Source organism: Phenylobacterium sp. (genome assembly GCF_046291545.1).
GTDB lineage: Bacteria > Pseudomonadota > Alphaproteobacteria > Caulobacterales > Caulobacteraceae > Phenylobacterium.
Map to the genome: position 1 here is coordinate 1,269,152 of NZ_JBKBSM010000001.1, position 25,513 is coordinate 1,294,664.

Consider the following 25,513-nt stretch of genomic DNA (forward strand, 5'->3'; position numbering starts at 1 on the left):
GCCGCCGTTCCCTAAGGGCGCGCGGCGCTCTATGGAGGTGGCATGAGCCCAACCCCCGAGAATAGCGCGCCGGACGTCAGCGTCGTGGTCCCCGTCTTCGACGAGGAAGGTGCCGCGCCCGGCCTCGCCCGGGAGATCGCCGCCGCCTTTGCGGGGCGCAACTTCGAGATCGTGTTCGTCGACGACCGGAGCCGCGACGGAACCCGCGCGGCGCTGGAGGCGCTGAAGCCGGAGATTCCGCAGCTGCGGGTGCTCTCGCACACGGCCAACGCCGGCCAGAGCCGGGCCATCCGCACCGGCGTGATGGCCGCCCGCGCTCCCGTGGTCGTGACCCTGGACGGCGACGGCCAGAACGACCCGGCCGACGGGCCGGCCCTTGTGGACATGCTTGTCGCCGGCGGCCCCGCCCTGGCCCTGGTCGGGGGCGAGCGGGTGAAGCGCCAGGACAGCCAGGCCAAGAAGCTCGCCTCGCGGATCGGCAACGGGGTGAGGAAGCGGCTCCTGAAGGACACGGCCAACGACACCGGCTGCGGCCTCAAGGCCTTCCGGCGGGAAGCCTTCCTGCGCCTGCCCTACTTCGACCACATCCACCGCTACCTGCCGGCCCTGATGCTGCGGGAGGGCTATGAGGTGGCGTTCAGGCCGGTGAACCACCGCCACCGCCAGACGGGCCAGTCGAAATACACCAACCTCGGCCGGCTCTGGGCCTCGCTCTCCGACCTTCTGGGCGTGATGTGGCTGCAGAGCCGCGCACGCAACCCCGGCGGGGTGGTGGAGTAGGGGGTCAGGAGGCTCCGCCCTCCGCCGCGGCGATCTGCGGGCCGTCGGCCCCGGGGGCAGGCCCCTTCGTGCGGGCCAGGGCGGCGGCGAGGTCGTCGACCAGCAGCGCGTCGCCGGCCAGCGACAGGTGGTTGTCGTCGAAATAGAGCGGGACGCCGTCGGCCATCACCCGGCAGGTCTGCGCATCGCACAGGCTCTCGGCCGGGCGGATGCGGACGAGGTCCGGTCCGTCGGGGATGTCGTTGAGAGCGGCGCGCACCCGCACCATGCGCTGGGCGAACAGTTCGCGGGGGATGGTGAAGCCTTCCGGGTCCTGCCCATGGGCCACGAGCCGCGCGACGGTGGAGGGCACGAAATAGCCGACCTCGGGCGTCGGATAGACCAGGATCACCCGCTTGCCGGCCGCGCGCAGCGCCGCGACCGTGCGCAGGAAGCCGTCGATCACCGCATCGGGGGCGTCCTGGGCGGAGAGGGCGTGGCCCTCGGCGTCGAACCAGCGTGCGGGCTTGGGGGTGTCGCGGGCCGGGCCGGGGCCCTCCCACGGGCCCTCGACGTGTTCCTGAAGGCGCGCGACCAGGATCACGGTGTCGATGTCGGCGTCGGCGCGCAGGGCGGCCAGCACCTCGTCGTTGTAACGCCGGCAGTGGTTGTCGCCGGAGGCGTCGCGGCGGTCCATGCCGGGAATCGGCGCGCAGCCGAGCCGGGCGAAGAGGCGGAAGCGCTCGCCCGCGCCGTCGGCCGCCTGCAGCACGGCCGGGGCCAGGGCGGGGGCGTGGCTGTCCCCCCACACGGCCAGCCGGATGGCTCCCGTCTCACCGTAGACGCAGGCGTCCTTCGGCGAGATCCAGCGTCCGGCCCAGCCGGCGCAGGCGTTGGTCCGCGGGTCCTTGCTGTCTTCGGCCGCGTCGAGGCGCGCGACCTCGGGGACGAAGCGGCCGGGCATGCCCTCGGCCAGGTGCGCCCAGACGCCGAAGGCGAGTGCCGCGGCCGCGCCGGCGCCTGCGGCGGCGAAGACCGGCCCGCGGGCGAGCGCCTTGGGCTGGGGCGGACGGCTGCGGAACGGCGCCTCGACGTAGCGCCAGGAGAGGGCGGCGATCGCCACCGAGGCGGCGATCAGGCCCGCGATCTCAAGCCCTGACGGATCGACGATGCGCCAGTAGCGGTAGAGCACGATGATCGGCCAGTGCCACAGATAGAGCGAGTAGGAGATCAGGCCGATGAACACCACCGGCCGCAGGCCGAGGAGCCGCGAGACAAGGGTCTCGCCCTGGCCGCCGCTGTGGATGATCAGGGCCGCGCCAAGGCACGGCGCCAGGGCGGCGAGGCCCGGGAACGGCGTGGCGCTGGAATAGAGGAACACCGGCGCGGCGATCAGGCCGAGGCCGAGGAGGCCCGTGACCTCCAGCGCCAGGCGCGAGCGGATCGCCGGCGCGGCGCCCAGGGCGAGCAGGCCGCCGATCCCCAGTTCCCAGAAGCGGAAGGGGGACAGGTAGAACGCCGCCGTGGGATAGCGCGACAGCGCCCACTGGGCGGCCGCGAAGGACACCGCGCAGATCACCGCCGTCCACAGAAGCGCGTTCCGCCGCCAGCGGGCCAGCAGCATCATCAGCAGCGGAATGACGATGTAGTACTGCTCCTCCACCGCCAGCGACCAGGTGTGGAGCAGCGGCTTGGTCAGGACCCCGGCGCCGAAATAGTCCCCCTCGCGCCAGAACAGGATGTTGGAGCTGAACAGGGTGGCCGCGACGGCGCTCTGGCCGAAGTCGCGGAAGGCCCGGGGCAGCAGCAGGATCGCGCTGGCCACCGCGGTCGCCGCCAGGGTGGCGAACAGCGCCGGCAGGATGCGGCGCACGCGGCGTTCGTAGAACTTCAGGATGGTGAACTTGCCCGCGGCGATCTCGCCGGCGATGATCGAAGTGATCAGATAGCCCGAGATCACGAAGAAGACGTCGACCCCGACGAAGCCGCCGCTGAATGGGCTCACGCCGGCGTGGAATAGCACCACCGGCGTAACGGCGACGGCGCGCAAGCCGTCGATGTCCCTGCGATAGGTCTGCACGCGATACGCCCCCGTCTCGTTTCAGAACGGCGTCCCCCGCCGTGCGTCGGGTTGTGCAATGTTCGCGCAACAAATCTTGCAGTGGCGATACAAAACACCCTCAAGTTGAAAACGGCCGCGCCGCCGCTGCGCGTTGAGGGGCTCCCGGCGGTGTGCGGGGCGGCCCGGGGCGGCCGTCGGCTGACGGCTTTGCGCGGTGGGCGCGAGGGAGTAACCCTAGGGCGTTTCGACGGCCGAGGGGAGCCTGGTCATGTTTGCTGCGGTTCCGCTGCTGGTGCTGCCGGTGGTCGTCTACAACATCGCGGCCCTGACGCTGGCCGGCGGCTTTTCGGCGACGGACGCGACGGCGCGGATGAACGAGTCGGTGCTGAGCATCCCGATGACGTCGGGGGCGGTGTGGCCGGTCAGCCTGGGCGATCTGCTGATCGCGGTGTCCCTGGTGGTACTGTTCATCGAGCTGCTGAAGTCGACGACCAGCCGGCGGGTGGCGATCATCAACCACTCGCTGTCGATGGTGCTGTTCATCGCCTGCCTGGTGGAGTTTCTCCTGGCGCCGGCCTTCGCCACCTCGACCTTCTTCCTGATCACCCTGATGGTGCTGCTTGACGTGCTGGCCGGCTTCATTGTGACCATCGTCGCCTCGCGGCGGGACCTGGACTTCTCAGCCGGCGAATAGGGCCGGTCAGGTCAGGATGGTGAAGATCAGGGTGACGACGGCGATGTCGAAGATGCGGGTGGCCAGGACGATCATGCTTAAGCCCGTGAGGTTCGATTCACCTGCGGTTAAGCAAGACCGGCGCCAGGGCCGCGGTGGGCGCTGATGGCGCTGTTCTTCGACGCGGCGTGGTTCGATGCGGCCCTGGCCGAGCGGGGCCTGTCGCGCGCGGTGCTGGCGGCGGCGGCGGGGATGAGCGAGGCCGAGCTGGCCCTCGCCTACAAGGATCAGCGCGAACTGTCGGCGCGCGAGGTGGCGGCGTTCGCCGAAATCCTTGGGGTGAGCGCGGCTGAAGTGGCCGACCATGCGGGAATCTCCACACCGGCGCCCAGGGCCGAGCCCGCCGCCGACGCGCTCGCGCGGCTGGAGTCCCTGGAGCGGCGGGTGGCGGTGCTGGAGGCTGAGCTGGCCCGGCTGAGGCCGGGTTAGATCCGGGTGCGGGCCAGGCCGCCCTTGGGCGCGCGACGGTCGGCGGCGCCGGAGAATTCCGTCCGGGTGTAGGCCGTTTTTGCCGCCTCGAGCACCCCGACGCCGGCGCGCAGGCCGCGGCGGCGCTCCTGGCCCAGGCGGTGGGCGTCGAACACCGCCTCGTCGACGGGGTCGACCTCGAGGGCGGGGGCGGCGGGAGTCGCGGAGGTCTCCTCCGTCGGCGCCTCGGCGCGGCGCCCGTGCGCGTGGGCGCGGGGCGCCTTGCGGACCGGAACGGTGCGGCGGACGGGGTCGACGGGCGAGGTCATGGCGCGATCCTGGGCTGAAGGTTCTTAACGAACGCCTCGCGGGGCGAGCCGTTCTGTCCCCTCACCCTAGCAAGAGATGCGCCTAGCTCTTGCTGGCCAGCTTCTCAATCTGGGCCTGCATCTCCTCCAGCCGCTTCTTCAGCTCGGCCAGGCCGTCGTCGGCCGGCTCGGCCGCCGGCTTGGGGGCGGGCCTGGCCGGCGCCGGCTCCGCGGCCGCCGCCGCGGGCGGGGCGGCGAAGGCGAAGGGCGAGAACATCTTCATGGCCCGGTCGAACAGGGCCATGTTCTGGCGGATCTGCTCGTCGTAGGCGCCCATGCCGGAGCCCGGGGTAAGGGCGGCGAACTGGCTGCGCAGCCGCTCCTGCTGCTCGGCGAAGCTGGCCAGGGACAGCTCCAGATAGCTTGGCAGGAAGGCCTGCACGGAGTTGCCGTAGAAGCCGATCAGCTGGCGCAGGAACTGGATGGGCAGCAGGTTCTCGCCGCGGCTCTCCTCCTCGAAGATGATCTGGGTGAGGACCGTGCGGGTGATGTCCTCGTTCGTCTTGGCGTCGTAGACGACGAAATCGACGCCCTGCTTCACCATCTCGGCCAGATGCTCGAGGGTGACGTAGGAGCTGGAGGCGGTGTTGTAGAGCCGCCGGTTGGCGTACTTCTTGATGACGACGCGCTCGTCGCCCGGCTTCGCGCCGCTGTCCTGGGTGTCGGCCATCCCAAATCCTTTTGCGGACCCGGCCCCCGACGGCGGGTCCCGTTCTGCACTGCAGTATCGCGGATGAAGCGCGATTGGCAAATGCGTCACGTGCATGCCGACAAGTGATTGTAGCCTTGCCCTAATTCGATCCGATCGGGATAGATGGGCCCGACAGACCCTTAACGCGTCTCCACAAGGAGCCCAGCCATGACCGACGTCGTCATCGTCTCCGCCGCCCGCACGCCGGTCGGCTCGTTCAATGGGGCGCTGTCGTCCCTGCCGGCCCACGAACTGGGCCGGGTGGCCATCGAGGCGGCGGTGGCCCGGGCCGGGATCGCGGTGGCCGACGTCGAGGAGGTGATCCTGGGCCAGGTGCTGCAGGCCGGCGCCGGCCAGGGCCCCGCCCGGCAGGCGGCCGTGCGCGCGGGCGTGCCGGTGGAATCGCCGGCCTGGAGCCTGAACCAGCTTTGCGGCTCGGGCCTGCGGGCGGTGGCTCTGGCGGCTCAGCAGATCGCCGACGGCTCGGCCAAGATCGTGGTCGCCGGCGGCCAGGAGAGCATGAGCCAGTCGCCCCACGCCCAGAACCTGCGCGGCGGCCAGAAGATGGGCGACCTGGCGTTCGTCGACACCATGATCAAGGACGGCCTCTGGGACGCGTTCCACGGTTACCACATGGGTCAGACCGCCGAGAACATCGCCGCTCGCTGGCAGATCACCCGTGAGGACCAGGACAAGTTCGCCGTCGCCTCGCAGAACAAGGCCGAGGCGGCGCAGAAGTCCGGCAAGTTCGCCGACGAGATCGCGCCGGTGACGATCAAGGGCCGCAAGGGCGACACGGTGGTCGACACCGACGAATACGTGCGCCACGGCGTGACGCTGGAGAGCGTCTCGGGCCTGCGCCCGGCCTTCGCCAAGGACGGGTCGGTCACCGCGGCCAACGCTTCGGGCATCAACGACGGCGCGGCGGCCCTGGTGCTGATGAGCGCCGAGGAGGCCAAGGCCCGCGGCCTGAAGCCGCTGGCGCGGATCGCGTCCTGGGCCCACGCCGGGGTGGAGCCGGAGATCATGGGCACCGGCCCGATCCCGGCCAGCCGTAAGGCGCTGGAAAAGGCCGGCTGGAGTGTGGCGGACCTCGACCTCGTGGAATCCAACGAAGCCTTCGCGGCCCAGTCGATCTGCGTCGTGCGCGACCTGGGCCTGGATCCCGAAAAGGTGAACGTCAACGGCGGGGCGATCGCGATCGGCCACCCGATCGGCGCCTCGGGGGCGCGGATCCTGACCACCCTGGTGCACGAGATGAAGCGCTCGGGCGCGTCCAAGGGCCTGGCCACGCTCTGCGTCGGCGGCGGCATGGGCGTGGCCATGTGCGTCGAAAAGATGTGATCCGAACGTCCTAACCAAGGGGCGCGGGTCCAGTACGGCTTTTGGGAGGAAGCGTATGGCGAGAGTGGCGCTGGTGACGGGCGGGACCCGGGGCATCGGTCGGGCGATCTGCGAGCGGCTGAAGGCCGACGGCATGCTGGTGGCGGCCGGCTATTCGGGCAACGACGAGGCCGCCGCCGCCTGCGCGCGCGAGCTCGGGATCATGGTGGTCAAGGGCAACGTCGGCAACTTCATGGACTGCAAGCACGCGGCCGAGAAGGTGACCGCCGAGCTGGGGCCGATCGACGTTCTGGTGAACAACGCCGGCATCACCCGCGACGGGGTGTTCCACAAGATGACCAGCGAGCAGTGGTCCGAAGTGATCCGGGTCAACATGGATTCGCTATTCAACATGACCCGCCAGGTGATCGAGGGCATGCGCGACCGCGGCTGGGGCCGGGTGGTCAACATCTCCTCGATCAACGGTCAGAAGGGCCAGATGGGCCAGACCAACTATTCGGCGGCCAAGGCGGGCATGATCGGCTTCACCAAGGCCCTGGCCCTGGAGAACGCCAGGAAGGGCGTCACCGTCAACTGCATCGCCCCCGGCTACATCGACACCGAGATGGTGCAGGCGGTCCCGGAGAAGGTGCTCGAGGGCATCATCGCCCAGATCCCGGTCGGCCGCCTGGGCAAGGGCGAGGAGATCGCCGACATGGTCGCCTTCCTGGCCGGCGAGCGGGCCGGTTATGTGACCGGAGCCACCCTGGCGCTGAACGGCGGCCAATACATGGTCGGCTGAAGGACGGCGGGGCGTCCAAAAAGCGCCCCAGTCGGTCGGCATCACCGGAGCGCCATGGCGAGCGGAAGACCGGCGTTTCTGTCGAAAGGTGTAGTCGTGGCGACCCTCGTCGCCATGACCTGCGCCCTTGCGGGCGGGGCGCAGGCCCAGACCCTGCGTGAGGGCCTGTTCGGCCCGCGCCCCTCGGACGGGCGGCGGATGTCGCCGCCGCCTGTGGCCCGGTATGTTTCCGAGGACGGCGAGCATTTCGTGCTGGACCGGTCCACCGCGCGCCCGCTCCTGAAGTTCGACGACAGCCCTGAGGTCTACGCCCTGCAGGCCCAGCCGGCGCCTCGCGGCGATGTGATCTACAAGAACGACCTGGGCGAGCCGGTGCTGCGGGCCACGCGCCTGGGCGGCCTGACCCTGTTCACCGACGACCGGCCCGGCGGCACGGCCGCGGCCCTGGACGGCGACACCCAGCCCCTGCGCCTGCCGGTGATCGGGCCGCAGGCCCTGCTGGAGCGGCTGGCGCAGGCGAGCGCGCGCGCCAGCCGGGCCGCGCGGCGGCTGATTCCCTTCGAGGCCGACGCCACCCCCACCTCGGCCCCGCTGCTGGCCGACGCCGCCATGGTGACCGCTGAGGCCGTGGTGCACATGTCGCGGCGTCCGGACGGCCGCGCCGTGCTCTCGCGGATCACCAAGGTGGAGCTGGTCGAGGGCAAGAAGCCCAGCGCCGACATCGCCCGCGGGGTCATGCGGGTGACGGTGGTGCCGGCCCAGGGATTGGCCGGGCGGCCCTCCTCCAAGCGCATCATCTCGGCGGCCCAGATCCGCTAGCCCGCGCGAAGGGCCGTGCGTCCGGGCGTGGATCTTGGCCCGGCCTGCGCTAGGTTGCGCGCAGATCACAATCGCACGGGGAGAGGACCATGGCGGGAGAGGCGTTGCGGGCGCGGCGGCTGGACTGGGGCGTCAAGCAGAGCTTCTGCGGCTACGTTCAGTCCGCGGGCGGAACCATCGAGACCGCCGCGGGCGCGACGCGGCGGGAGGACGGCGCCTTTTCCTTCGTGCCGGCGCCCGACAGCGATCTGGCCCTGAGCTCGGACGGAGTCCCGGTGGGCGCCGGCCGCTTCCTGGGCGAGGTGAAGTTCTCCGCCCACGGCGGCATGCTCTCGGTGCTGCTGGCGGACCCGGTTGTCGAGATCGGGCCGGCGGGCGCGGTGCTGACGGTGGCCGAGGACGCCGCGCGCAAACGCCGGCTCCAGGTGGCCAAGCTGGATCTCCCCGCCGCCGCGCCGGGGGAGGCGGGGGAGACGGTCATCCCGGCGGCCCTCACCCTGGACGGGCACTTCTACCTCGGCGACCACTATCCCCCCGGAACGGCGCTGGACCCTGTCCGCGTGTGGTGGGGCTAGGCCGCAGACTCAGTTGGCGGCCTGGGGAAAGGCCGGCAGGTCGGCGACGTCCGTAGGCTCGTGCGGAATGATGATCTTCGCGCCAAGGCTGGCGGCGATCGCCTTCAGCCGCGCGATCGAAGCCAGGCTCTCCGCGCGGCTGGTGTTGAAGCCCGGCACGCCCTCGCGGCGCAGGTTCTCGTCGAAGTGGACGACGTCGCCGGAGAGCAGGACCGGGCCGGTGCGCGGCAGGCGGACCAGCAGCGACCGATGCCCGGGCGTGTGGCCCGGCGTCCTCAGCATCACAACGGAGCCGTCGCCGAAGACGTCGTGGTCATAGGCCAGGGGCTCGACCTTCGCGCCGCCGCCGAGCCAGGGGCCGAACCGCGCCGACAGGTCGGGTCGAACGCCGATCACCTCCCAGTCGCGCCGGTCGATCAGCAGGGTGGCGCCGGGGAAGTCGGCCGCCTGGCCGGTGTGGTCGAAGTGGTGGTGGCTGATCCCGACGAAGGTGATCTGTTCGGGCCTGACGCCGATGACGGCGAGCTGGTCGCGGATCGACCGGTCCAGGAACAGCCGGTCGCCCCCGTCGCTCGCCGGCCGGCCGACGAGGTCGCGGGAAAGGCCGGTGTCCCACAACAGATAGCGTCCGCCGTTACGGATCAGATAGCAGCTGTCGGTGAAGACGGCCTTGCGCCCCGCATAGAGGAAGGCGTCGGAATAGTCGTCCAGATCGCCGATCTCGAGCCTGCCGCAGTCCAGGCGCCAGAGGGCCAGGTCGGACGGCTCGGCGGCCCGCACAGGCCAGGCGGCGCCGAGGATGCAGGCGAAGGCGACGGCTAGAAGCGCGCGGGCGGCCCTTACGCCCACAAGGCCGCGGGGCGGCTGGAATACGGCTGTCATCGCGAGCTCCGTGTCGTGGTCAGAGGCGTGAGCCATGCATAGCAGTTCGCCCGGTCGCAGGCGCGTCGGCGGCTCGAGGGGACCCGCCGCCGGGCGTTCCGGCTCGGACGCACCCTCAATCCTCGATCGCCTCGACGCCAAGCCGCTCAAGATGCGCCAGGTGGTCCCGCATCGCCTGCAGTTGCTCGGGCGAGTGGCCCTGCCAATCCTCGACCTCGCCGAGGACACGGATTGGATCGCGGCTGCGGTAGGACTTCGTCGGATTGCCGGGAAACCGCTTGTCGGTGAGGTTGGGGTCGTCTTCGTAGGGGCCGGTGGGCTCGACGCGGTAGATGCGGCCACGCCCCTCGCCCCGGGCCAGTTCGGCGCCCCAGGCCGCGGCGTCCAGCGTGGCGGTGAAGTAGACGAAGGCCGCCGGCCTGCGCCTTCCGTAGTTCGAGGCGTGGCCGGGCCTGATCAGATCCCCCGGCGTCAGGTCGGCCTTGGCGCCGTGGTAGAGCGCCGGCGCGTCCGGCGAAGTGTCAGAGGCCATCTTGCAGAGCCCTTGCTGCGGGGAAGCGTCCCCTCGTGGAAGGCGCTAGAGACTGCCGAAAAGTCGCGCGACGCCAATTCTTGAACTGAACTCTTTCGCGCCCAGATCATGGTGGGACGGAACGGCGCGCGCCGGCGCGCCCGGCCCTGGCGCCCGTCCGGGTCCCCGGGGCCCAAGGGCGCACCCCGTCGGCCCGCCATGCGGCAAGCTTGGGCGGAACGACCTTGGCCTTCGCGGATTAGCACCGATGGGCTTGCGGACAGGCGTTCGCCCGGACCGGCGGTGCGTCGAGCTCGCGCCCCGCCGGATGGGCGAGGACGGGGTTGATTGTCTGTCGGCCCGCTACAGGGACCGGCGCCGCATGTCTGACCATGATCACCCGCGCTCTGCCGACGAGGGGGCGGGGACGAAATTTCTGGCCGGCGGCGGGGAGTTGGGCGCGCTGATCCGGGCGCACGACTGGTCGAACACGCCCCTGGGCGCGCCGGTCTCCTGGCCCCAGAGCCTGAAGACCGCCGTGCGCATCATGCTCACCTCGCGCCAGCCGATCTGGATCGGCTGGGGGCCGGAGCTGACCTACCTCTACAACGATCCCTACCAGTCGATCATCGGCGGCAAGCACCCCTGGGCGCTGGGGCGGCCCACCTCGGAGGTGTGGCGCGAGATCTGGCCCGACATCGGACCCATGCTGTCCACGGCCCTGGGCGGGGAGGAGGGCGCCTACGTCGAGGAGCAGCTCCTGATCATGGAGCGCAACGGCTATCCGGAGGAGACCTATTACACCTTCTCCTACAGCCCGATCCCGAACGACGAGGGCGAGCCGGACGGCATCATCTGCGCCAATACAGATGACACCCAGCGGGTGATCGGCGAGCGCCAGCTGGCGCTGCTGCGCAAGCTGGCGGCCGAGACGGTGGACGCGCGCACCTGGATCCAGGCCTGCCGGGCCAGCGTGGAGGCGTTGGCGAGCAACCCCAAGGACATCACCTTCGCCCTGCTCTACATGGGCTCGCCCGAGGCCGGCGAGCTGACCCTGGCCGCCGCCACCGGGCTCGGCGCCGATTCGCCCGGCGCGCCCCAGACCCTGGACCGCACGGCTGAGGCGCCCTGGCCGGTCGCCGCGGTCATGGCCGACCACGATCCGCGCCTCGTCGAACTCGAGCCCGTGATGGACGGGCGGACGCCTGACGGGGCGTGGGACCGGCCGAGCCGGCAGGCCGCGGTGCTGGCGATCCCGCCTTCGGGCGAGACGGGCCGCTCGGGGGTGATGGTGGTGGGGCTCAACCCCTACCGCCTGTTCGACACCGGCTACCGCGGGTTCCTCGGCTTGGCGGCGGGGCAGATCGCCGCGGCGGTGGCCAACGCCGACGCCTATGAGGAGGAGCGGCGTCGGGTGGAGGCCCTGGCCGAGCTGGACCGGGCCAAGACCGCCTTCTTCTCCAACGTCAGCCACGAGTTCCGCACCCCGCTGACCCTGATGCTGGGGCCTTTGGAGGAGGTGCTTTCCGGCGCCGCCCGCGAAGACCAGGTGCGCGGCCATGTGGAGCTCGCCCACCGCAACGGAGTGCGCCTGCTTCGGCTGGTGAACAGCCTCCTCGACTTTTCGCGGATCGAGGCGGGGCGGGTGCGGGCGGCCTTCGAACCCACCGACCTGTCGCGCCACAGCGCCGAGATCGCCTCCAGCTTCCGCTCGGCGATCGAGCGCGCAGGGCTGGCGTTCCGGCTCGACTGCTCGCCCCTGCCGCAGCCGGTCTATGTGGACCGCGAGATGTGGGAGAAGGTGCTGCTGAACCTGATCTCCAACGCCTTCAAGTTCACCCTGGACGGCGAGATCGAGGTCTGCGTCCGGCCCGCGCCGGACGGGTCGGCGGCGGTGGTTCGGGTGCGCGACACCGGCATCGGCATAGCGGACGAAGAGATTCCCCGGCTGTTCGAGCGCTTCCATCGGGTGCAGGGCGCCCAGGGGCGCAGCTTCGAGGGCAGCGGAATCGGCCTGGCCCTGGTGCACGAGCTGGTCAACCTGCACGGGGGGACCATCGCGGTGGAAAGCGCGCCCGGGGCGGGCGCCGCCTTCACGGTGACCCTGCCGTTCGGACGCCGCCATCTGCCGGCCGAACAGGTGCGCGAGGACGGAGGGGCGCCTCCCGCCGTCGCGCGGGCCGTCGAGTACGTCGAAGAAGCCCTGCGCTGGCTGCCGCAGGCCACGCCGGAGCTGGAGGCGAGCGGCGAGCTTTCGACCGCCGGCCTCGGGGCCCTGGCGCCGCCCGCCGTGCTGGCGCCGGGCGCGGGCAAGCGCGTGCTCCTGGCCGACGACAACGCCGACATGCGCCAGTACGTCGCGCGGCTGCTGCAGTCCCAGGGCTATCAGGTGCAGGAGGCCGCCGACGGCGAGACGGCTCTGGCCATGGCGCGGGCCGCGCCGCCCGACCTGGTGCTGACCGACGTGATGATGCCCAGGCTCGACGGCTTCGGCCTGCTCCGCGCGATCCGCAGGGAGCCGCCGCTGGCGGGCGCGCCGGTGATCATGCTGTCGGCCCGGGCCGGCGAGGAGGCCAAGGTCGAGGGGCTGGAGGCCGGCGCCGACGACTATCTGATCAAGCCCTTCGCGGCCCGCGAGCTGCTCGCCCGGGTGAACGCCAACATCCAGATGGCCGAGGTGCGCCGCGAGGCGGCGCGGGCGGTGGTGCAGAGCGAGCAGCGCTACCTGATGACCCAGGACCGGCTGTCGCTGGCGCTCTCCACCGGCCGCGTGGCGGTGTTCGAATGGGACGTGGACGACGACCGCCTGGCGCTCCTGGGGCCCCTGGCCGAGGTGTTCGGCGTGAACAAGGACATCGCCGAGACGGGCCTTCCGCTTTCGGAGTTCATGGCCGGCGTCCACCCCGAGGACCGCGACGCCGTCGCCGCCGCCGTGAACCGGTCCGTCGAGTCCGGCGAGCCCTATGAGGCCGAATACCGCGTTATGGGCGGCGGCGGGCGCAGGGTGATCGCCCGCGCCCGGGTGCAGGACGATCCGCACGGCGGCCGGCGCATGGCCGGCGTGCTCATCGACGTCACCGAGGAGGCGGCGGCGATCGCCGCCCTGGAGGAGCAGACCCGCGCCCTGAACATCCTGAACCGGGCGTCCGCCGCCATCTCCGGCAACCTCGACCTGGGGCAGTTGGTGCAGACGATCGTCAACGCCGGGGTGGAGGTGACCGGCGCCCAGTTCGGCGCGTTCTTCTACAACGTCGTGGACCAAGACGCGGAGAGCTACAGCCTCTACGCCCTGTCCGGCGCCCCGCGGGAAGCGTTCGCGGAGTTCCCGATGCCGCGCAACACGCCGCTGTTCGCCCCGACCTTCGAGGGCCGAAAGGTGGTCCGCTCGGACGATGTGCGCAAGGACCGGCGCTACGGCCGCGCCGCGCCCTACCACGGCCAGCCGGAGGGCCACCTGCCGGTGGTCAGCTATCTGGCGGCGCCGGTGAAGTCGCGCTCCGGCGAGGTGCTGGGCGGCCTGTTCTTCGGCCATGGGGACGCCAGCGTGTTCGACGCCCTGTCGGAGGAGCGGATCCTGGGCTTGGCCGCGCAGGCGGCGGTGGCCATGGACAATGCGAACCTGTTCCAGGCGGTGCAGAAGGAGCTGGCCCAGCGGCGACGGGCCGAGGCCGAGCTTCAGGCGCTGAACGCTTCGCTGGAAGAGCGGGTGCTGGAGGAGGTGGCCGAGCGCACCAAGGCCGAGGAGGCGCTGCGCCAGGCCCAGAAGATGGAGGCCGTCGGCCAGTTGACCGGCGGTGTGGCTCACGACTTCAACAACCTGCTGACCGTGATCATCGGCGGGCTGGACACCATCCGCCGCGCCAGGCCCGAAGACGGCGCGCGCATCCAGCGGGCCCTGGACATGGCCCAGCAGGGCGCCCAGCGGGCGGCGAACCTGACCACCCGCCTCCTGGCCTTTTCCCGCCGCCAGCCGCTAGAGCCCAAGCCGCTCGACCTGAACCTCCTGGTGCGGGACATGACCGACCTTCTGCATCGCACGCTGGGCGAGCAGATCGAGCTGGAAGGGGTGCTGGCGCCCAGGCTCTGGACGGTGGAGGCCGATCAGAACCAGTTGGAGAGCGCGATCCTGAACCTGGCGGTCAATGCCCGGGACGCCATGCCGGACGGTGGGCGGCTGACCATCGAGACGGCCAACACGGCGCTGGACGAGACCTATGCGGCCACCGACGCCGAGGTGGTGCCCGGGCAGTACGTGATGGTGTGCGTCAGCGACAGCGGAAGCGGCATGTCGAAGGAGACGCTGAACCGGGTCTTCGAGCCGTTCTTCACCACCAAGGAGGTCGGCCGCGGCACGGGGCTGGGCCTTTCGATGGTCTACGGCTTCGTCAAGCAGTCCGGCGGACACGTGACGATCTACAGCGAGGAGGGCCACGGCACGACGGTGCGCCTCTACCTGCCGCGCTACCTGGGGGAGACGCAGAGCCGCGCCGAAGTCGCCGATCGGCTGACCCCGCGGGGCAGTGAGGGCGAGGTGGTGCTGCTGGTCGAGGACAACGACGATGTGCGGGCCTACAGCTCGATGATCCTCAACGAGCTGGGCTATCGGGTGATCGAGGCCGCCCACGCCGATTCGGCCCTGGCGGTGCTGGCCACCAAGCAGCGGGTGGACCTGCTGCTGACGGATGTCGTGCTGCCCGGCCGCAGCGGCCGGGTGCTGGCCGACACGGCGGCCGAGCTTCGCCCCGGGCTGAAGGTGCTGTTCACCACCGGCTATTCGCGCAACGCCATCGTCCATCACGGCCGGCTCGACGCCGGCGTGCAACTGATCACCAAGCCCTTCACCTTCGAGCAGCTGGCCGCACGGGTGCGGGACCTGCTGGACCGGGGCTGAGGGCGGTCCGGCCCAACGCCCAGCGCCTAGAGCAGGTTGGGCTGGTCGCCGCCGCGGCGGCGTACCTCGCCGTCGGGATCGTGCGGGGCGTGGCGGTCGGGATCGTCGGCGTCGAGCCCGCCGCGTCCCGCCTCGGCCTCGTGGGCGGTGGCCTGGACGTTCGACGGCTCGGCGCCGTAGCTCCCCGTCCGGCCCGGCGAAGGCGCGTCGGCGACCGGGTCCCTGTTCTCGAACAGGCCCACCAGCTCCCCGCAGGCGATCACCGAACCCTTCACGGCGTTGACCAGCTCCTTAGGGCCGGTCTCCGGGCCCATGCCCAGGCGCTTGCCCAGGGCGAAGAGCTGGAAGTGGTAGCGATGGACGCCGTGGCCCAGCGGCGGCCGCGGCCCGAACCACCCATAGCCGCCCCGGCCGTTTCGGCCCTGGACCGCGCCGGCCGGCTCGCCCGGATGGGCCGCCGCTTCGATTCCGCGAGGAAGCGCCGTGGCTGTCCCCGGAATGTCCCAGATCAGCCAGTGGATGAAGGGTTCGTCCCCCGGCGCGTCGGGGTCCTCGACGACCAGGGCGAAGCTTTCGGCTTCCAGCACGGCCGTCCAGCTCAGCGGCGGCGAGCGGTTCTCGCCGTCGGCCGAAAAGATGGGGTCGATCCAGCGGTCCGCGTCCAGGGCCGTCGAACGCATCACCAGAGTGCGCTGCGCCAGAGGCGCCACGGCCTGGATCGTCAGCGGGGCGCCGGCGTGCGGCGAGGTCGAGTGCGCCATGGTCATCTCCTCCTGACGGGGGAACAACCCGGCCCGCCGCGATTGGTTCGCCGGCCTGCGTGCTCGGCGGCGGCTAGACCACCCCGCGCGGCCGCAAGCCGGAGCCGGCGAGCCCCGCAAGATCGGTCAGCGCCCGGGCCAGGACGGGCCGCCGCGCCGGCCCGCCGAGGCACAGGCGGATGCCTTCCGGATGCGGCGCGCCGGCGACGGCGAAGGCTTCGCCGGGGGCCACCGCCAGGCCGCGGTCGAGGGCGGCGGCCGCCAGGCGCGCAGCTTCGCCTGGCGCCGCCAGCGGCAGCCACACGTGCAGGCTCTCCGGCGGGCCCACCGCGGCGGGCAGGGCTTCGGCGGCCAGGATGCGGCGGGCCTGGGCCTCGGCCCGCACCCCGCCCAGGAGCCGCTCGGCCACCCCCTCGCGGATCCAGGCGGCGGCGACGGCCGCCATCAGCGGCGCGGGCATCAGCGCGACGGCGCGCAGGGCTTCGCCCAGGGGCGCGACGAGGCTCGGCGGGCAGGCGACGAAGGCGATGCGCAGGCCCGGCGTCAGGCACTTGGAGAGGCTGGACAGATGCACCGTGCGCTCGGGCGCAAGGGCCGCCAGGGCCGGGTGCGGCGCCGGCGACAGGCGGGCGTAGGGATCGTCCTCGATGATCCAGACGTCGTGGGCGGCGGCGATCCGGGCGACCTGCCTGCGCCGCTCCGGCCCCATGGTGGCCGTCGTCGGGTTCTGCATCGTGGGGATCGCATAGATGGCGCGCGGGCGGCCGGTGGCGCACAGGCGCTCCAGGTCCGCCGGCAGCAGGCCCTCGGCGTCGGCGTCGCACGCCAGCAGCTTCAGGCCCAGGCGCTCGGCCGCCTCGCGCAGGCCCGGATAGCTTAGGGACTGGGCGACGACCGCGTCCCCCGGCCGGCAGAGGGCGAACAGGCTGGCGGCGAGACCGGCCTGCGCGCCCGGGGCCACGAGGATGCGTTCGGCGGCGGTTTCCCCGAGCACCGGGCCGAGCCAGGCCGCGCCCGCCGCGCGCTGGCCCGCCGCGCCGGCGGCCGGATGATAGGCCATCAGGCTCGCCGCGTCGGTCCTCGCCAGGACGGCGGCCGCGGTCTCCTGCAGGCATGCGCCGAGCGACACTCCGAGGGGAGGCGGCGGCAGGTTCATGCCGAGGTCGACGCGACCGGCGTCGTCTTCGGCCGCCCCGCGGCGCACGAAGGTGCCACGCCCAGCGGAGCCCTCCACCAGGCCCCGTTCGCGGGCGGCGGCGTATGCGCGGGTCACGGTGGTCAGGTCCACCCCCAGCCGCTCGGCGACGGCGCGCTGGGGCGGCAGGCGGTCACCGGGCGCCAGCTCCCCGGCGCGCACCGCGGCCTCCAGGGCGTCGGCCAGAGCCAGGTAGATCGGGCCCCGCGCGCCGGCCAGGCGGGCGAGCCATTCGGCATGAGGTCTTGAGGCTTCGATCATGAATCCATACATTATGCAGTAATTGTATGGATATAAGTCCAGATTGTATGGAGAGCAAGGCCATGAGCGATGGTCCGTCCACCCTCGAAGCCGGCCTGCGCTGCCGGTGCCCGCGCTGCGGCGAGGGGCGGCTGTTCGCAGGCTTCCTGAAGCTGGCGCCGGCCTGTGAGCGCTGCGGCCTGGACTACGGCTTCGCCGATCCGGCCGACGGCCCGGCGTTCTTCGTGATGAGCGGCGTCGGCATCCTCGTCACCGCCCTCTGGGCCTGGTGGGCGGTGGCCGCCCAACCGCCGATCTGGGCGCAGATGGCGGTGGTGTTCCCGGCGATGATCGGCGGCTGCCTGGCGTGTCTGCGGCCGGTGAAGGCCTGGCTGGTGGCCGAGCAGTACGTGCACAAGGCCGAGGAGGCGCGCTGGGCGACCCTGGGCAAGCACGGCGAGGGCGGCTTCGTGCGCGACCGCCGCAAGGCCTCCGGCGGCTGAGGTTCGCCGCCTGCGCCGTTCGGCGTCAGGCCGCCCGCGCCAGCAGGCGCTCCAGCCCCTGCGCCAGGGTCTCGGCCGAGATCGGCTTTGGTATGAAGTCGTCGGCCCCGGCCTCAAGCGCCGCTTGTCGATCCTGCTCCCCGGTGTTGGCGGTCATCATCGCGATCGGGGTGCGCGGAAGGCCCCGCTCGGCCTCGGCCGTGCGGATGGCGCGGGTGGCCGTCAGCCCGTCGGCGACCGGCATCCGCATGTCCATGAGGATGGCGTCGAAGCGGTCCGAGACGAACCGCTGATAGGCCTCCGCCCCGTCCTGGGCGATGGTGACCTCGACGCCGAACGGCTCGAGCAGCAACTGAACCACGCGCTGGTTGGTCGGATGGTCCTCGGCGAGGAGCACGCGGACCGGGCCCACCGCCGGGCAGGGAGAGGCCGGCTCCGCCGGATCCTTCGTCTGGCCCTCGACACGCGGCAGCGGCAGGCGAAGCCGAAAGGAGCTGCCGCCGCCAGGCCGCGCGCCAGCCGCGATCTCTCCGCCCATCAGCGTGACGAGCGACTTGCAGATGGACAGGCCAAGGCCGGTGCCGCCGAAGCGGCGGGAAATCGAATCGTCGGCCTGGACGAACCGCTCGAACAAGCTGTCCAGCGTGGCCGGGTCGAAGCCTATGCCGGTGTCGGACACCTCCACCAGAAGGTCGCCGGGCTCGGAGGGGCCGGGCCCCGCGCGCCAGTCCACGGCGACGTCCACGCTGCCCGCCTCGGTGAACTTGACCGCATTGGAGACCAGGTTGGCGACGACCTGGCGGATGCGCACGGCGTCCCCCACCATCACGCCGTCGGCGGAGTCGGCGAAGGTCAGGTCGAGCCGCACGCCCTTGTTCGTCGCCTCTGCGGCGAAGAGCTCGACCGCGCTGCGGATCTCGCCGCGCAGCCCGAACGGCGCGGAGACGACCGACAACTGGCCCGCGTCCACCTTGGCCAGGTCCAGAATGTCGTCGAGGATTCGCTTGAGCGAGTGGCCCGAGGACAGGATCAGCTCCACCAGTTCGCGCTGGTGCGCGTCCAGCGGCAGGCGCGCAAGGGCGCCGGCGACGCCGATCACCCCGTTGAGGGGCGTGCGGACCTCGTGGCCCATATTGGCGATGAATTGGTCCTTCGCCTCGGCGGCGGCCTCGGCCTGCCGGCGCGCCAGCGCCAGGTCGGCCATGGCCTCGACATGACTGGTCACATCGACCCGGATGGCGGTGTAGCCGACCACCCGGTCCGCCGCGTCCACGTTCGGCACGATGGTGGTGTCGACCCAGTAGAGCTCGCCGGACTTGCGGCGATTGCACAGCGTGCCCCGCCACGTACGCCCCGAGGCGATCGTCGCCCACAGGTCCTGGAAGACTTCCGGATCGTGCGCGCCGGAACTGATCATGCGGTGGTTGGCGCCGACGAGCTCCTCCCGGTCGTAGCCGCTGATCTCGCAGAAGCGGTCGTTGCAGTAGATGATCCGCCCGCGCCGGTCCGTGACCGCCACGATGGCGGCCTCGTCGAGGGCGTGGGCGAAGTGCCCGGCGTTGGCCTGCTCGAAGGTGGTGAGGACGCGCGCAGGGCCCGGAAGCATGGCGTCCATCCCTAGAACTCCTGCCAGTCGTCGTCCGACACGGCCGCCGCCAGGCGCGCCGCGGCCGGGCCCCGCCGGACCGCCCGCGCAGGGCGCACGGGCGCGGGCGCAGCCGGGGCCCGGGCCAGGCGGAAGCTCGCGATCAGCCGGGCGAGCCGGTCGGTCTCGGCGGTCAGCGAACGGGTGGCGGCGGTGGCCTGTTCGACCATGGCCGCGTTCTGCTGGGTCATCTGATCCATCTGGCCGACGGCGGTGTTGACCTCGGCCAGGCCGGTGGCCTGTTCGTCGGCCTGCCGGGCGATGGCGGCCACGTAGAGGTCGATCTCGACGATGGAGGCGAGGATCGCCTCCAGGGCGCGGCCGGCGTCGGCGACCAGGGACACCCCTGCGTCCACCTGCTGGGCCGAGCGGGTGATCAGGGTCTTGATCTCCTTGGCCGCCTCAGCCGAGCGCTGGGCCAGCGCCCGCACCTCGGAGGCGACCACCGCAAAGCCGCGCCCCGCCTCCCCGGCCCGGGCCGCCTCCACCCCGGCGTTCAGGGCCAGGAGGTTGGTCTGGAAGGCGATCTCGTCGATCACTCCGATGATCTGCTCGATCTGGCGCGAGGAGCCCTCGATCTGGCCCATGGCCTGCACCGTCTGGTCGACGACGGTCTGCGACTTCTCGGCCTCCCGCCGGGTGACCGTCGCCCGTTCCGACGCCTGGCGGGCGTCCTTGGCGGTCCTGCCGACGCTGGAGGTCAGTTCGCTCAGCGCCGCCGTCGTCTCCTCCAGGCTGGCCGCCTGGTGCTCGGTGCGGCGGGAGAGGTTGTCCGAGGCGACGGCGATCTCCTCGGCCCCCACGCGGATGGTTTCCGCGGCCTGGGCTACGCCGCCCATGGTCTCGGCGAGCTGCGCCACCGTGCGGTTGAAGTCGGACTTCACCTTTTCGAACTCTGCGGCGACCGCCTCCCCCACCCCGGCGGTCAGGTCGCCCGCCGCCAGCTTCTCCAGGCCTGCGGCCAGCAGGGTCATGGCCTGAACCTGCTGGGCCTGGATCGCCTGGCGCTCGGCCTCCAGGGACTGGCGCTGCTGCTCGAGGGTGTCCAGGTAGATCGAGATAGCCAGGTCCATGTCGAGCATGGCGGCCTTGACGACGACACCCACGTCCTCGGCGAGCTCGGCCGCCGCCTCTCTGCGCACGAAGGGCGACTTGGGCCAGCGTTCGGCGATCAGGGCGGTCAGCAGGCCCTCGGTGACGCGGGCGTAGCCGCCGATGTACCAGCGCGGCTCCAGGCCCAGCCGCGCGTGGGTCTGGCCGATGGTGCGGACGTTGCGGACGTAGTCCGCGCCGTACTCGCCCGAGGCGATGACGTCCCAGTGCGCGGCCTGGCGGGACTGGGCGTGTTCGATGTGGCCAGGGTCGTGGAAGAAGCCGGCCGTCTGCGGGGTGCTGCGGACCTTCTCGTAGAAGTCGTCCAGGGCCGGACCGATGGCCGCGTTCAGCAGCGGCCGGACCCCTCTCAGGCGGCTCTGCTCGCGCTCGCCCAAGCCAATGAAGTCCAGCCTTTCCCCGAGGGTCGCTTCCGCGTTCATCCGCCTGCTCCTTACGCGCCGACCGTCCTGGGACGGCGCCGATCACTGGCGAACATTGTGCCAATTCGTATACGACAAGTTTATCGAAAGGATAAGCCTACCAATTATGGGTCACGCTCTATTATTGGTGGCGAGGAAATAGTATAAACGACAAGTGGATATAAGTTAGATTTCAGCATGTTTCAGCATTTGACATATGTCAATTTTCAGTATGCTCTAAAGGCACATGAAAATATAACTAAGAATATAGGTCGGATCATCTTCTGAGTCGTGGGCGCGCCGTTAAGGCCGCAGGACCTCGCAGAGTCCGTGTGCAGGCGCGCGCAGACGGGATTACATCCCAATACTGATGATCTCGCCGTTCAGGAGCCGCCTTTCGGCGGGTAGGGCGTTCCGTCGCGGCGGCGGTATCCGGCCGCGTCGGCGAGCATGTCGATGTCGGCGTAGGCGCACACGTCCTCGGGGTCCGAGTTCCCCACTTCCAGGACCCTGGCGTCGCGGTCGGAGCGGTTGACGAGGTGGTGGCCGTCCGGCTCGCCCGCGCGGAAGGCGGCGCAGTCGCCGGCGCGCAGCACCTCCTCGCCGGCGTCGGTCACCAGCACGACCTCGCCTTCCAGCACCCATACGAACTCGTCCTCTCGGCTGTGCCAGTGGCGCTGGCTCGACCAGGCGCCCGGCGGCAGCACCAGGAGGTTCACGCCGAAGGCGGTGAGGCCGAAGCGCCGCGACAGCCCCTGGCGGGTGCGGGCGGCGCAGGGAACGTCGAACGGCGCCGGATAGCTTGAGCCGGTGCGGACGGGCACAGTGGAGAGATCGATCTTCTTCATGGCCGCCAGCATAGCGCGCCGACGCTGTCAGCCGATGTCAGCAGGCGCCCTCAACCCTTGAAGTTGTCCTTTGCGGCGCGGACCGCGGCGAAGGCCTCATGCGCGGGCTTGTCGGCGGCCCCGACGCGGGCGGCCAGCAGCGGGGCCCGCAGGAAAGGGTTGGTGGCCTTCTCGAGGGCGATGGTGGTCGGCACGGTGGGCTCGCCCCGCTCGCGGGCGGCGAAGATCTGCTCCGCGCGGGCCTTGAGCGCCGGATCGTCGTCCACCGAAAGGGCGAAGCGGGCGTTCGCGGCGGTGTATTCGTGGGCGCAGTAGACGGTCGTCTCGTCCGGCAGCGCCGCCAGGCGCGACAGGCTGGCCCACATCTGCGCGGGCTCGCCCTCGAACAGGCGCCCGCAGCCGAGGGCGAAGAGGGTGTCGCCGACAAAGGCGATGCGGTCGGCGTCGTCGTAATAGGCGATGTGCCCCAGGGTGTGTCCGCCAGCCTCGATCACCTCGAACGTCGTCTCGCCTAGCTCGACGGTCTCGCCACCGGATAGCTCGCGGTCCAGAGGGGCGATGCGGCGCACCTCGGCGGGGCCGACGATCTTCGCGCCGGTTGCGGCCTGGACCTCGGCGTTGCCGCCGGCGTGGTCCGGATGCCAGTGGGTGTTCATGATCAGCGCCAGCCGCCAGCCGAGCGCCTTCAGCTGCGCCAGGACGGCGGCGGCGTCCGGGGTGTCGATGCAGGCGGCAAGGCCCGTCGCCTCGTCGCGGACGAGATAGCCGTAGTTGTCGGACAGGCACGGAAACTGATGGACGGTGAGCGGCATGGCGGCCTCGCGGTCGAGAGGGGCGGGACAAGGCCCGCCCGTCCGATTTAGGGTGCAGGCCCCTCAAGGTCGAGCACCGCCTCAAGACGAATGCGCCGCGACGTCCTGGAACTTCGCCAGTTCTACGCCTCCGCCCTGGGCCGACCGGCCCGGGAGATGATCACGCGCAAGGTGGTCGAGGCGTGGGGCGACGCGCACGGCCTGGACGTCCTGGGCCTGGGCTACGCCACCCCGTTCCTGGGCCACCTGCACGGCACGGCGCGCCGGGTTGCGGCGGCGATGCCGGCGCAGCAGGGGGTGGAGGTCTGGTCCCCCGGGGGCGGCAACCTGGCGACCCTGGCGCACGAGGACGCCCTGCCGTTTCCCAACGCCCTGTTCGACCGGATTCTGGCGGTGCACGCCCTGGAGGAGAGCCCCGATCCCCTGGCCCTCCTGCGCGAGGTCTGGCGGGTGCTGGCGCCCTCCGGGCGCGTGGTGGTGGCGGTGGCGGCGCGCAACGGCATGTGGGCCAACGCCGAGGCCACGCCCTTCGGCCACGGCCGGCCCTACTCGCGCCGCCAGCTCGCCGAACTGCTGCGCGAAGCCGAGCTGGAGCCGTCCGGCTACACGCGGGCGCTCTATGTCCCGCCGGCGGCCTGGATGGCCGGCTGGGCGGAAGGGTTCGAGCAGGCGGGCTCGCGGCTTTGGCCGCAGGTCGCCGGGGTGGTGCTGATGGAGGCGGTCAAGCAGACCTTCGCGATCAAGGCCAAGGCGGTGCGGGTGCGCGCACGCCGCCCTCTGCCGGGGCTGGCGCCGCAGCCGGTGGCCCGCGCCGGGCGGTCGAACGGCGCCGGATGAGGCCCTGGCGCCTCAATCGCAGGCGCCGGAGCCGCGCTCCCGCAGACCCCCTTGGAGCGCCCTGCGGATCGCCCTAGCTTTGGCGTGAACCCCGCACTCCTGCGGACCAACCGGAGACGCGCCATGAAGATGATCGTCGCGGTCATCAAGCCCAGCCGCCTCGACGCCGTGCTCGAGGCCGTCACCGAGGCGGGCGCCTCGGGCCTGACCGTCACCGAGGTGCGCGGCTATGGCCGCCAGCGGGGCAAGACCGAGGTCTATCGGGGCGCCGAATACGAGGTGAAGCTGCTGCCGAAGGTGAAGCTGGAGATCGCCGTGCCCGACGACATCGCCGATGCGGTGGTCGAAGCGGTGGCGGCGACCGCCAACACCGGCAAGATCGGCGACGGCAAGGTGTTCGTGCTGGACCTGGAAGCGGCCTTGCGCATCCGCACCGGCGATCGCGACGCGGCCGCGATCGCGGGCTAGGCGGCCGGGCGCCGCGTCAATCGAACAGGTCGGCCTTCGGGGCGGGCGCCGGCTCGGGCGCGCGGCGGCTGAGCAGGTAGATGGCCGATTCGGCGCGCCAGTTCTCGATCGGCCGGGAAGGGTCGATGGGCCGGGCCGGCTGGCCCTGGGCGAGAGCCGCGCAGGCGTCGATGCGCAGGTCGAGATCGGCGCACAGGCCGTTGAAGTCGCGCAGGGTGCAAAGGTGGATGTTGGGCGTCGACCACCACGGGTCTGGCAGGGCCCGGGTCTCGGGCATCCGGCCCTGGGTGAGAAGGGCCAGCCGCACCCGCCAGTGTCCGAAGTTCGGCACCGAGACCACCGCCTGGTCGGCGATCCTCAGGAGCTCGCCCAGCACGTGGCGGGGCTCGCGCATCTGCTGCAGGGTCTTGGACAGGATGGCGTAGTCGAAGGCCCGGGACGGGAAATGGTCCAGGTCCCGGTCGCCGTCGCCCTGCACCACGGAAAGGCCCTTGGCCAGGCAGGCGGCGACGTTCCGGCCGCTGATCTCCAGGCCCTGGCCCTCGACGCCCTTTTCGCGGGCGAGCAGCTCCAGCAGCTCGCCCTCGCCGCAGCCGACGTCGAGCACGCGCGAGTCCGGCCGCACAAGGCGCAGGATTTCGCGGAAGTCCTCGCGCAGGCCGCTCACGCCAGCCCCTGGGCGTGGGCCGCCGAGTCCAGGAACCCGCGCAGCGCCGAGTCGAACTGCGGCTCGTCGAGGAAGAATGCGTCGTGGCCCTTGTCGGTCTCGATCTCCACGAAACTGGTGCGGCAGCCGGCGGCGTTGAGGGCGCGCACGACGTCGCGGCTCTCGGCGGTGGAGTAGAGCCAGTCCGAGGAGAAGGAGAGCACGCAGAAGCGCACATGCCGCGCCCTGCGGAAGGCCTCGGCCAGAACCCCGCCGAAGCTGGCCGCCAGGTCGAAGTAGTCGAGGGCGCGGGTGATGTAGAGGTAGGAGTTGGCGTCGAAGCGGTCGACGAAGCTGGCGCCCTGGTGGCGCAGGTAGGTCTCCACCTGGAAGTCGGCGTCGAAGCCCCACGACAGGCCGTCGCGCTGCAGCTCGCGGCCGAACTTGCGCTGCAGCGCGGCTTCCGAGAGGTAGGTGATGTGGGCGGCCATGCGGGCGACGGCCAGGCCCTTCTCCGGGCGCACCCCGTGGCGCAGGTAGTCGCCGCCGCGCCAGTCCGGGTCGGCCATGATCGCCTGCCGGCCGACCTCGTGGAAGGCGATGTTCTGGGCCGAGTGCCGCGGGGCCGCGGCGATGCAGATGGCGTTGACGAGGCGCTCGGGATAGTCGGCCGCCCAGCGCAGCACCTGCATGCCGCCCATGGAGCCGCCGACGACGGCGAACAGCTTGTCGACGCCCAGGGCCTCGACCAGCATCGCCTGGGCGCGAACCATGTCGGCGATGGTGATCATCGGGAACGACAGGCCGTAGGCCTCGCCGGTCTTCGGGTCGATCGAGGAAGGGCCCGTGGAGCCCATGCAGCCGCCGATGACGTTGGAGGCGATGATGAAATAGCGCGCCGGATCGAGGGGCAGGCCGGGTCCGATCACCCGGTGCCACCAGCCAGGCTTGCCGGTGGTGGGATGGGGCGAGGCCGCGTACTGGTCGCCGGTCAGGGCGTGGCAGACGAGGACCGCGTTGGACTTGTCGGCGTTGAGGGCGCCATAGGTCTGGTAGCCGATTTCAAGGGGCGCAAGCTGGGCGCCGGAGTCCAGGCGCAGAGGCCTGTCGGCCGGAAAGCGGATCGTGCCTCCGCCTGTCTCGAATGCGATCGGCGCCTCAACCGCGATGGTCATGGCCGCCTTGGACCGTCTAGGCTGGGCGCTGTCAACAGCTTCGCA

The 25,513-nt window shown here is 71.4% G+C and carries 24 protein-coding genes; 11 read left to right on the forward strand and 13 right to left on the reverse strand.

The genetic code is table 11. The features are described from left to right. The first annotated feature begins 42 nt into the window (after positions 1-42). Positions 43-780, forward strand: a complete 738-nt coding sequence (locus ACK4YQ_RS06245) for a glycosyltransferase family 2 protein (protein ID WP_409609365.1) — start codon at positions 43-45, stop codon at positions 778-780. A 4-nt stretch (positions 781-784) separates the two neighbouring features. On the opposite strand, the gene ACK4YQ_RS06250 is transcribed toward ACK4YQ_RS06245, so the two are convergent. Beyond that, positions 785-2,839 carry an acyltransferase family protein gene (locus ACK4YQ_RS06250; RefSeq protein ID WP_409609367.1) on the reverse strand — a complete coding sequence of 685 codons (2,055 nt, stop codon included), beginning with the start codon at positions 2,837-2,839 and terminating at the stop codon, positions 785-787. A gap of 250 nt (positions 2,840-3,089) precedes the next feature. Between ACK4YQ_RS06250 and ACK4YQ_RS06255 the strand changes: the two genes are divergently transcribed. Both ACK4YQ_RS06255 and ACK4YQ_RS06260 read left to right on the forward strand, forming a co-directional pair. After that, positions 3,090-3,515: a hypothetical protein gene (locus tag ACK4YQ_RS06255; RefSeq protein WP_409609369.1), complete on the forward strand. Its 426-nt coding sequence runs from the start codon at positions 3,090-3,092 to the stop codon at positions 3,513-3,515. A 144-nt stretch (positions 3,516-3,659) separates the two neighbouring features. Beyond that, a complete protein-coding gene (locus ACK4YQ_RS06260; protein ID WP_409609371.1) occupies positions 3,660-3,983 on the forward strand; it encodes a helix-turn-helix domain-containing protein in 324 nt (107 codons plus the stop codon). Here the strand turns inward: ACK4YQ_RS06260 and ACK4YQ_RS06265 are convergent. Further along, the gene (locus ACK4YQ_RS06265; RefSeq protein ID WP_409609373.1) at positions 3,980-4,291 is read right to left on the reverse strand and encodes a hypothetical protein; all 312 of its coding nucleotides are present in this window, start codon (positions 4,289-4,291) and stop codon (positions 3,980-3,982) included. The two genes, ACK4YQ_RS06260 and ACK4YQ_RS06265, sit on opposite strands and share 4 nt — an antisense overlap. A gap of 82 nt (positions 4,292-4,373) precedes the next feature. After that, positions 4,374-5,000: a polyhydroxyalkanoate synthesis repressor PhaR gene (phaR, locus tag ACK4YQ_RS06270; protein ID WP_409609375.1), complete on the reverse strand. Its 627-nt coding sequence runs from the start codon at positions 4,998-5,000 to the stop codon at positions 4,374-4,376. Positions 5,001-5,189: 189 nt separating this feature from the next. On the opposite strand from phaR, the gene ACK4YQ_RS06275 reads away from it, so the two are divergent. The 4 genes from ACK4YQ_RS06275 to ACK4YQ_RS06290 all read left to right on the forward strand — a co-directional run bounded on the left by ACK4YQ_RS06275 (position 5,190) and on the right by ACK4YQ_RS06290 (position 8,540). Further along, entirely contained in the window at positions 5,190-6,365 is a 1,176-nt protein-coding gene (locus ACK4YQ_RS06275; RefSeq protein WP_409609377.1) for an acetyl-CoA C-acetyltransferase, read from the forward strand. Between the two features lie 55 nt (positions 6,366-6,420). Continuing rightward, positions 6,421-7,146 (forward strand): beta-ketoacyl-ACP reductase, encoded by a 726-nt coding sequence (locus ACK4YQ_RS06280; protein WP_409609379.1) that lies wholly within the window; start codon positions 6,421-6,423, stop codon positions 7,144-7,146. 96 nt (positions 7,147-7,242) lie between these two features. Next, on the forward strand, positions 7,243-7,965 hold the full coding sequence (locus ACK4YQ_RS06285; RefSeq protein WP_409609381.1) for a DUF4908 domain-containing protein: 723 nt from the start codon (positions 7,243-7,245) through the stop codon (positions 7,963-7,965). Between the two features lie 89 nt (positions 7,966-8,054). Beyond that, a complete protein-coding gene (locus tag ACK4YQ_RS06290; RefSeq protein WP_409609383.1) occupies positions 8,055-8,540 on the forward strand; it encodes an HtaA domain-containing protein in 486 nt (161 codons plus the stop codon). A 9-nt stretch (positions 8,541-8,549) separates the two neighbouring features. Here the strand turns inward: ACK4YQ_RS06290 and ACK4YQ_RS06295 are convergent, their stop codons facing one another. Continuing rightward, entirely contained in the window at positions 8,550-9,422 is an 873-nt protein-coding gene (locus ACK4YQ_RS06295) for an N-acyl homoserine lactonase family protein (protein WP_409609385.1), read from the reverse strand. A gap of 115 nt (positions 9,423-9,537) precedes the next feature. After that, positions 9,538-9,954 carry an NAD(+)--rifampin ADP-ribosyltransferase gene (arr, locus tag ACK4YQ_RS06300; protein ID WP_409609387.1) on the reverse strand — a complete coding sequence of 139 codons (417 nt, stop codon included), beginning with the start codon at positions 9,952-9,954 and terminating at the stop codon, positions 9,538-9,540. Positions 9,955-10,315: 361 nt separating this feature from the next. Between arr and ACK4YQ_RS06305 the strand changes: the two genes are divergently transcribed. Then, positions 10,316-14,824, forward strand: coding sequence for an ATP-binding protein (locus ACK4YQ_RS06305; protein WP_409609389.1), 4,509 nt, complete (start codon positions 10,316-10,318; stop codon positions 14,822-14,824). A 26-nt stretch (positions 14,825-14,850) separates the two neighbouring features. Here ACK4YQ_RS06305 and ACK4YQ_RS06310 read toward each other — a convergent pair whose 3' ends face one another. Together ACK4YQ_RS06310 and ACK4YQ_RS06315 are read right to left on the reverse strand one after the other, a co-directional pair. Beyond that, a complete protein-coding gene (locus tag ACK4YQ_RS06310) occupies positions 14,851-15,591 on the reverse strand; it encodes a YbhB/YbcL family Raf kinase inhibitor-like protein (RefSeq protein ID WP_409609391.1) in 741 nt (246 codons plus the stop codon). A gap of 67 nt (positions 15,592-15,658) precedes the next feature. Further along, on the reverse strand, positions 15,659-17,041 hold the full coding sequence (locus tag ACK4YQ_RS06315) for a PLP-dependent aminotransferase family protein (protein ID WP_409609393.1): 1,383 nt from the start codon (positions 17,039-17,041) through the stop codon (positions 15,659-15,661). Positions 17,042-17,088: 47 nt separating this feature from the next. Between ACK4YQ_RS06315 and ACK4YQ_RS06320 the strand changes: the two genes are divergently transcribed. Further along, positions 17,089-17,523 (forward strand): DUF983 domain-containing protein, encoded by a 435-nt coding sequence (locus tag ACK4YQ_RS06320; protein ID WP_409609395.1) that lies wholly within the window; start codon positions 17,089-17,091, stop codon positions 17,521-17,523. Positions 17,524-17,548: 25 nt separating this feature from the next. Here ACK4YQ_RS06320 and ACK4YQ_RS06325 read toward each other — a convergent pair whose 3' ends face one another. The 4 genes from ACK4YQ_RS06325 to gloB all read right to left on the reverse strand — a co-directional run bounded on the left by ACK4YQ_RS06325 (position 17,549) and on the right by gloB (position 22,342). Beyond that, positions 17,549-19,138: an ATP-binding protein gene (locus tag ACK4YQ_RS06325; RefSeq protein WP_409609397.1), complete on the reverse strand. Its 1,590-nt coding sequence runs from the start codon at positions 19,136-19,138 to the stop codon at positions 17,549-17,551. 2 nt (positions 19,139-19,140) lie between these two features. After that, positions 19,141-20,703: a methyl-accepting chemotaxis protein gene (locus ACK4YQ_RS06330; protein WP_409609399.1), complete on the reverse strand. Its 1,563-nt coding sequence runs from the start codon at positions 20,701-20,703 to the stop codon at positions 19,141-19,143. Positions 20,704-21,065: 362 nt separating this feature from the next. Further along, positions 21,066-21,530: a cupin domain-containing protein gene (locus ACK4YQ_RS06335; RefSeq protein WP_409609401.1), complete on the reverse strand. Its 465-nt coding sequence runs from the start codon at positions 21,528-21,530 to the stop codon at positions 21,066-21,068. A gap of 50 nt (positions 21,531-21,580) precedes the next feature. Then, positions 21,581-22,342 carry a hydroxyacylglutathione hydrolase gene (gene gloB / locus ACK4YQ_RS06340; RefSeq protein ID WP_409609403.1) on the reverse strand — a complete coding sequence of 254 codons (762 nt, stop codon included), beginning with the start codon at positions 22,340-22,342 and terminating at the stop codon, positions 21,581-21,583. Between the two features lie 90 nt (positions 22,343-22,432). Here gloB and ACK4YQ_RS06345 point away from each other — a divergent pair, with 90 nt between their 5' ends. Then, on the forward strand, positions 22,433-23,179 hold the full coding sequence (locus ACK4YQ_RS06345) for a class I SAM-dependent methyltransferase (RefSeq protein WP_409609405.1): 747 nt from the start codon (positions 22,433-22,435) through the stop codon (positions 23,177-23,179). A gap of 123 nt (positions 23,180-23,302) precedes the next feature. Continuing rightward, the gene (locus ACK4YQ_RS06350; RefSeq protein WP_409609407.1) at positions 23,303-23,647 is read left to right on the forward strand and encodes a P-II family nitrogen regulator; all 345 of its coding nucleotides are present in this window, start codon (positions 23,303-23,305) and stop codon (positions 23,645-23,647) included. A gap of 16 nt (positions 23,648-23,663) precedes the next feature. Here ACK4YQ_RS06350 and metW read toward each other — a convergent pair whose 3' ends face one another. Continuing rightward, on the reverse strand, positions 23,664-24,314 hold the full coding sequence (gene metW / locus ACK4YQ_RS06355; protein ID WP_409609409.1) for a methionine biosynthesis protein MetW: 651 nt from the start codon (positions 24,312-24,314) through the stop codon (positions 23,664-23,666). Then, complete coding sequence (locus ACK4YQ_RS06360; RefSeq protein ID WP_409609411.1) at positions 24,311-25,468, reverse strand: homoserine O-acetyltransferase; 1,158 nt, start codon at positions 25,466-25,468, stop codon at positions 24,311-24,313. The genes metW and ACK4YQ_RS06360 overlap by 4 nt, the downstream gene beginning before the upstream one ends. Between the last annotated feature and the right edge of the window lie 45 nt (positions 25,469-25,513).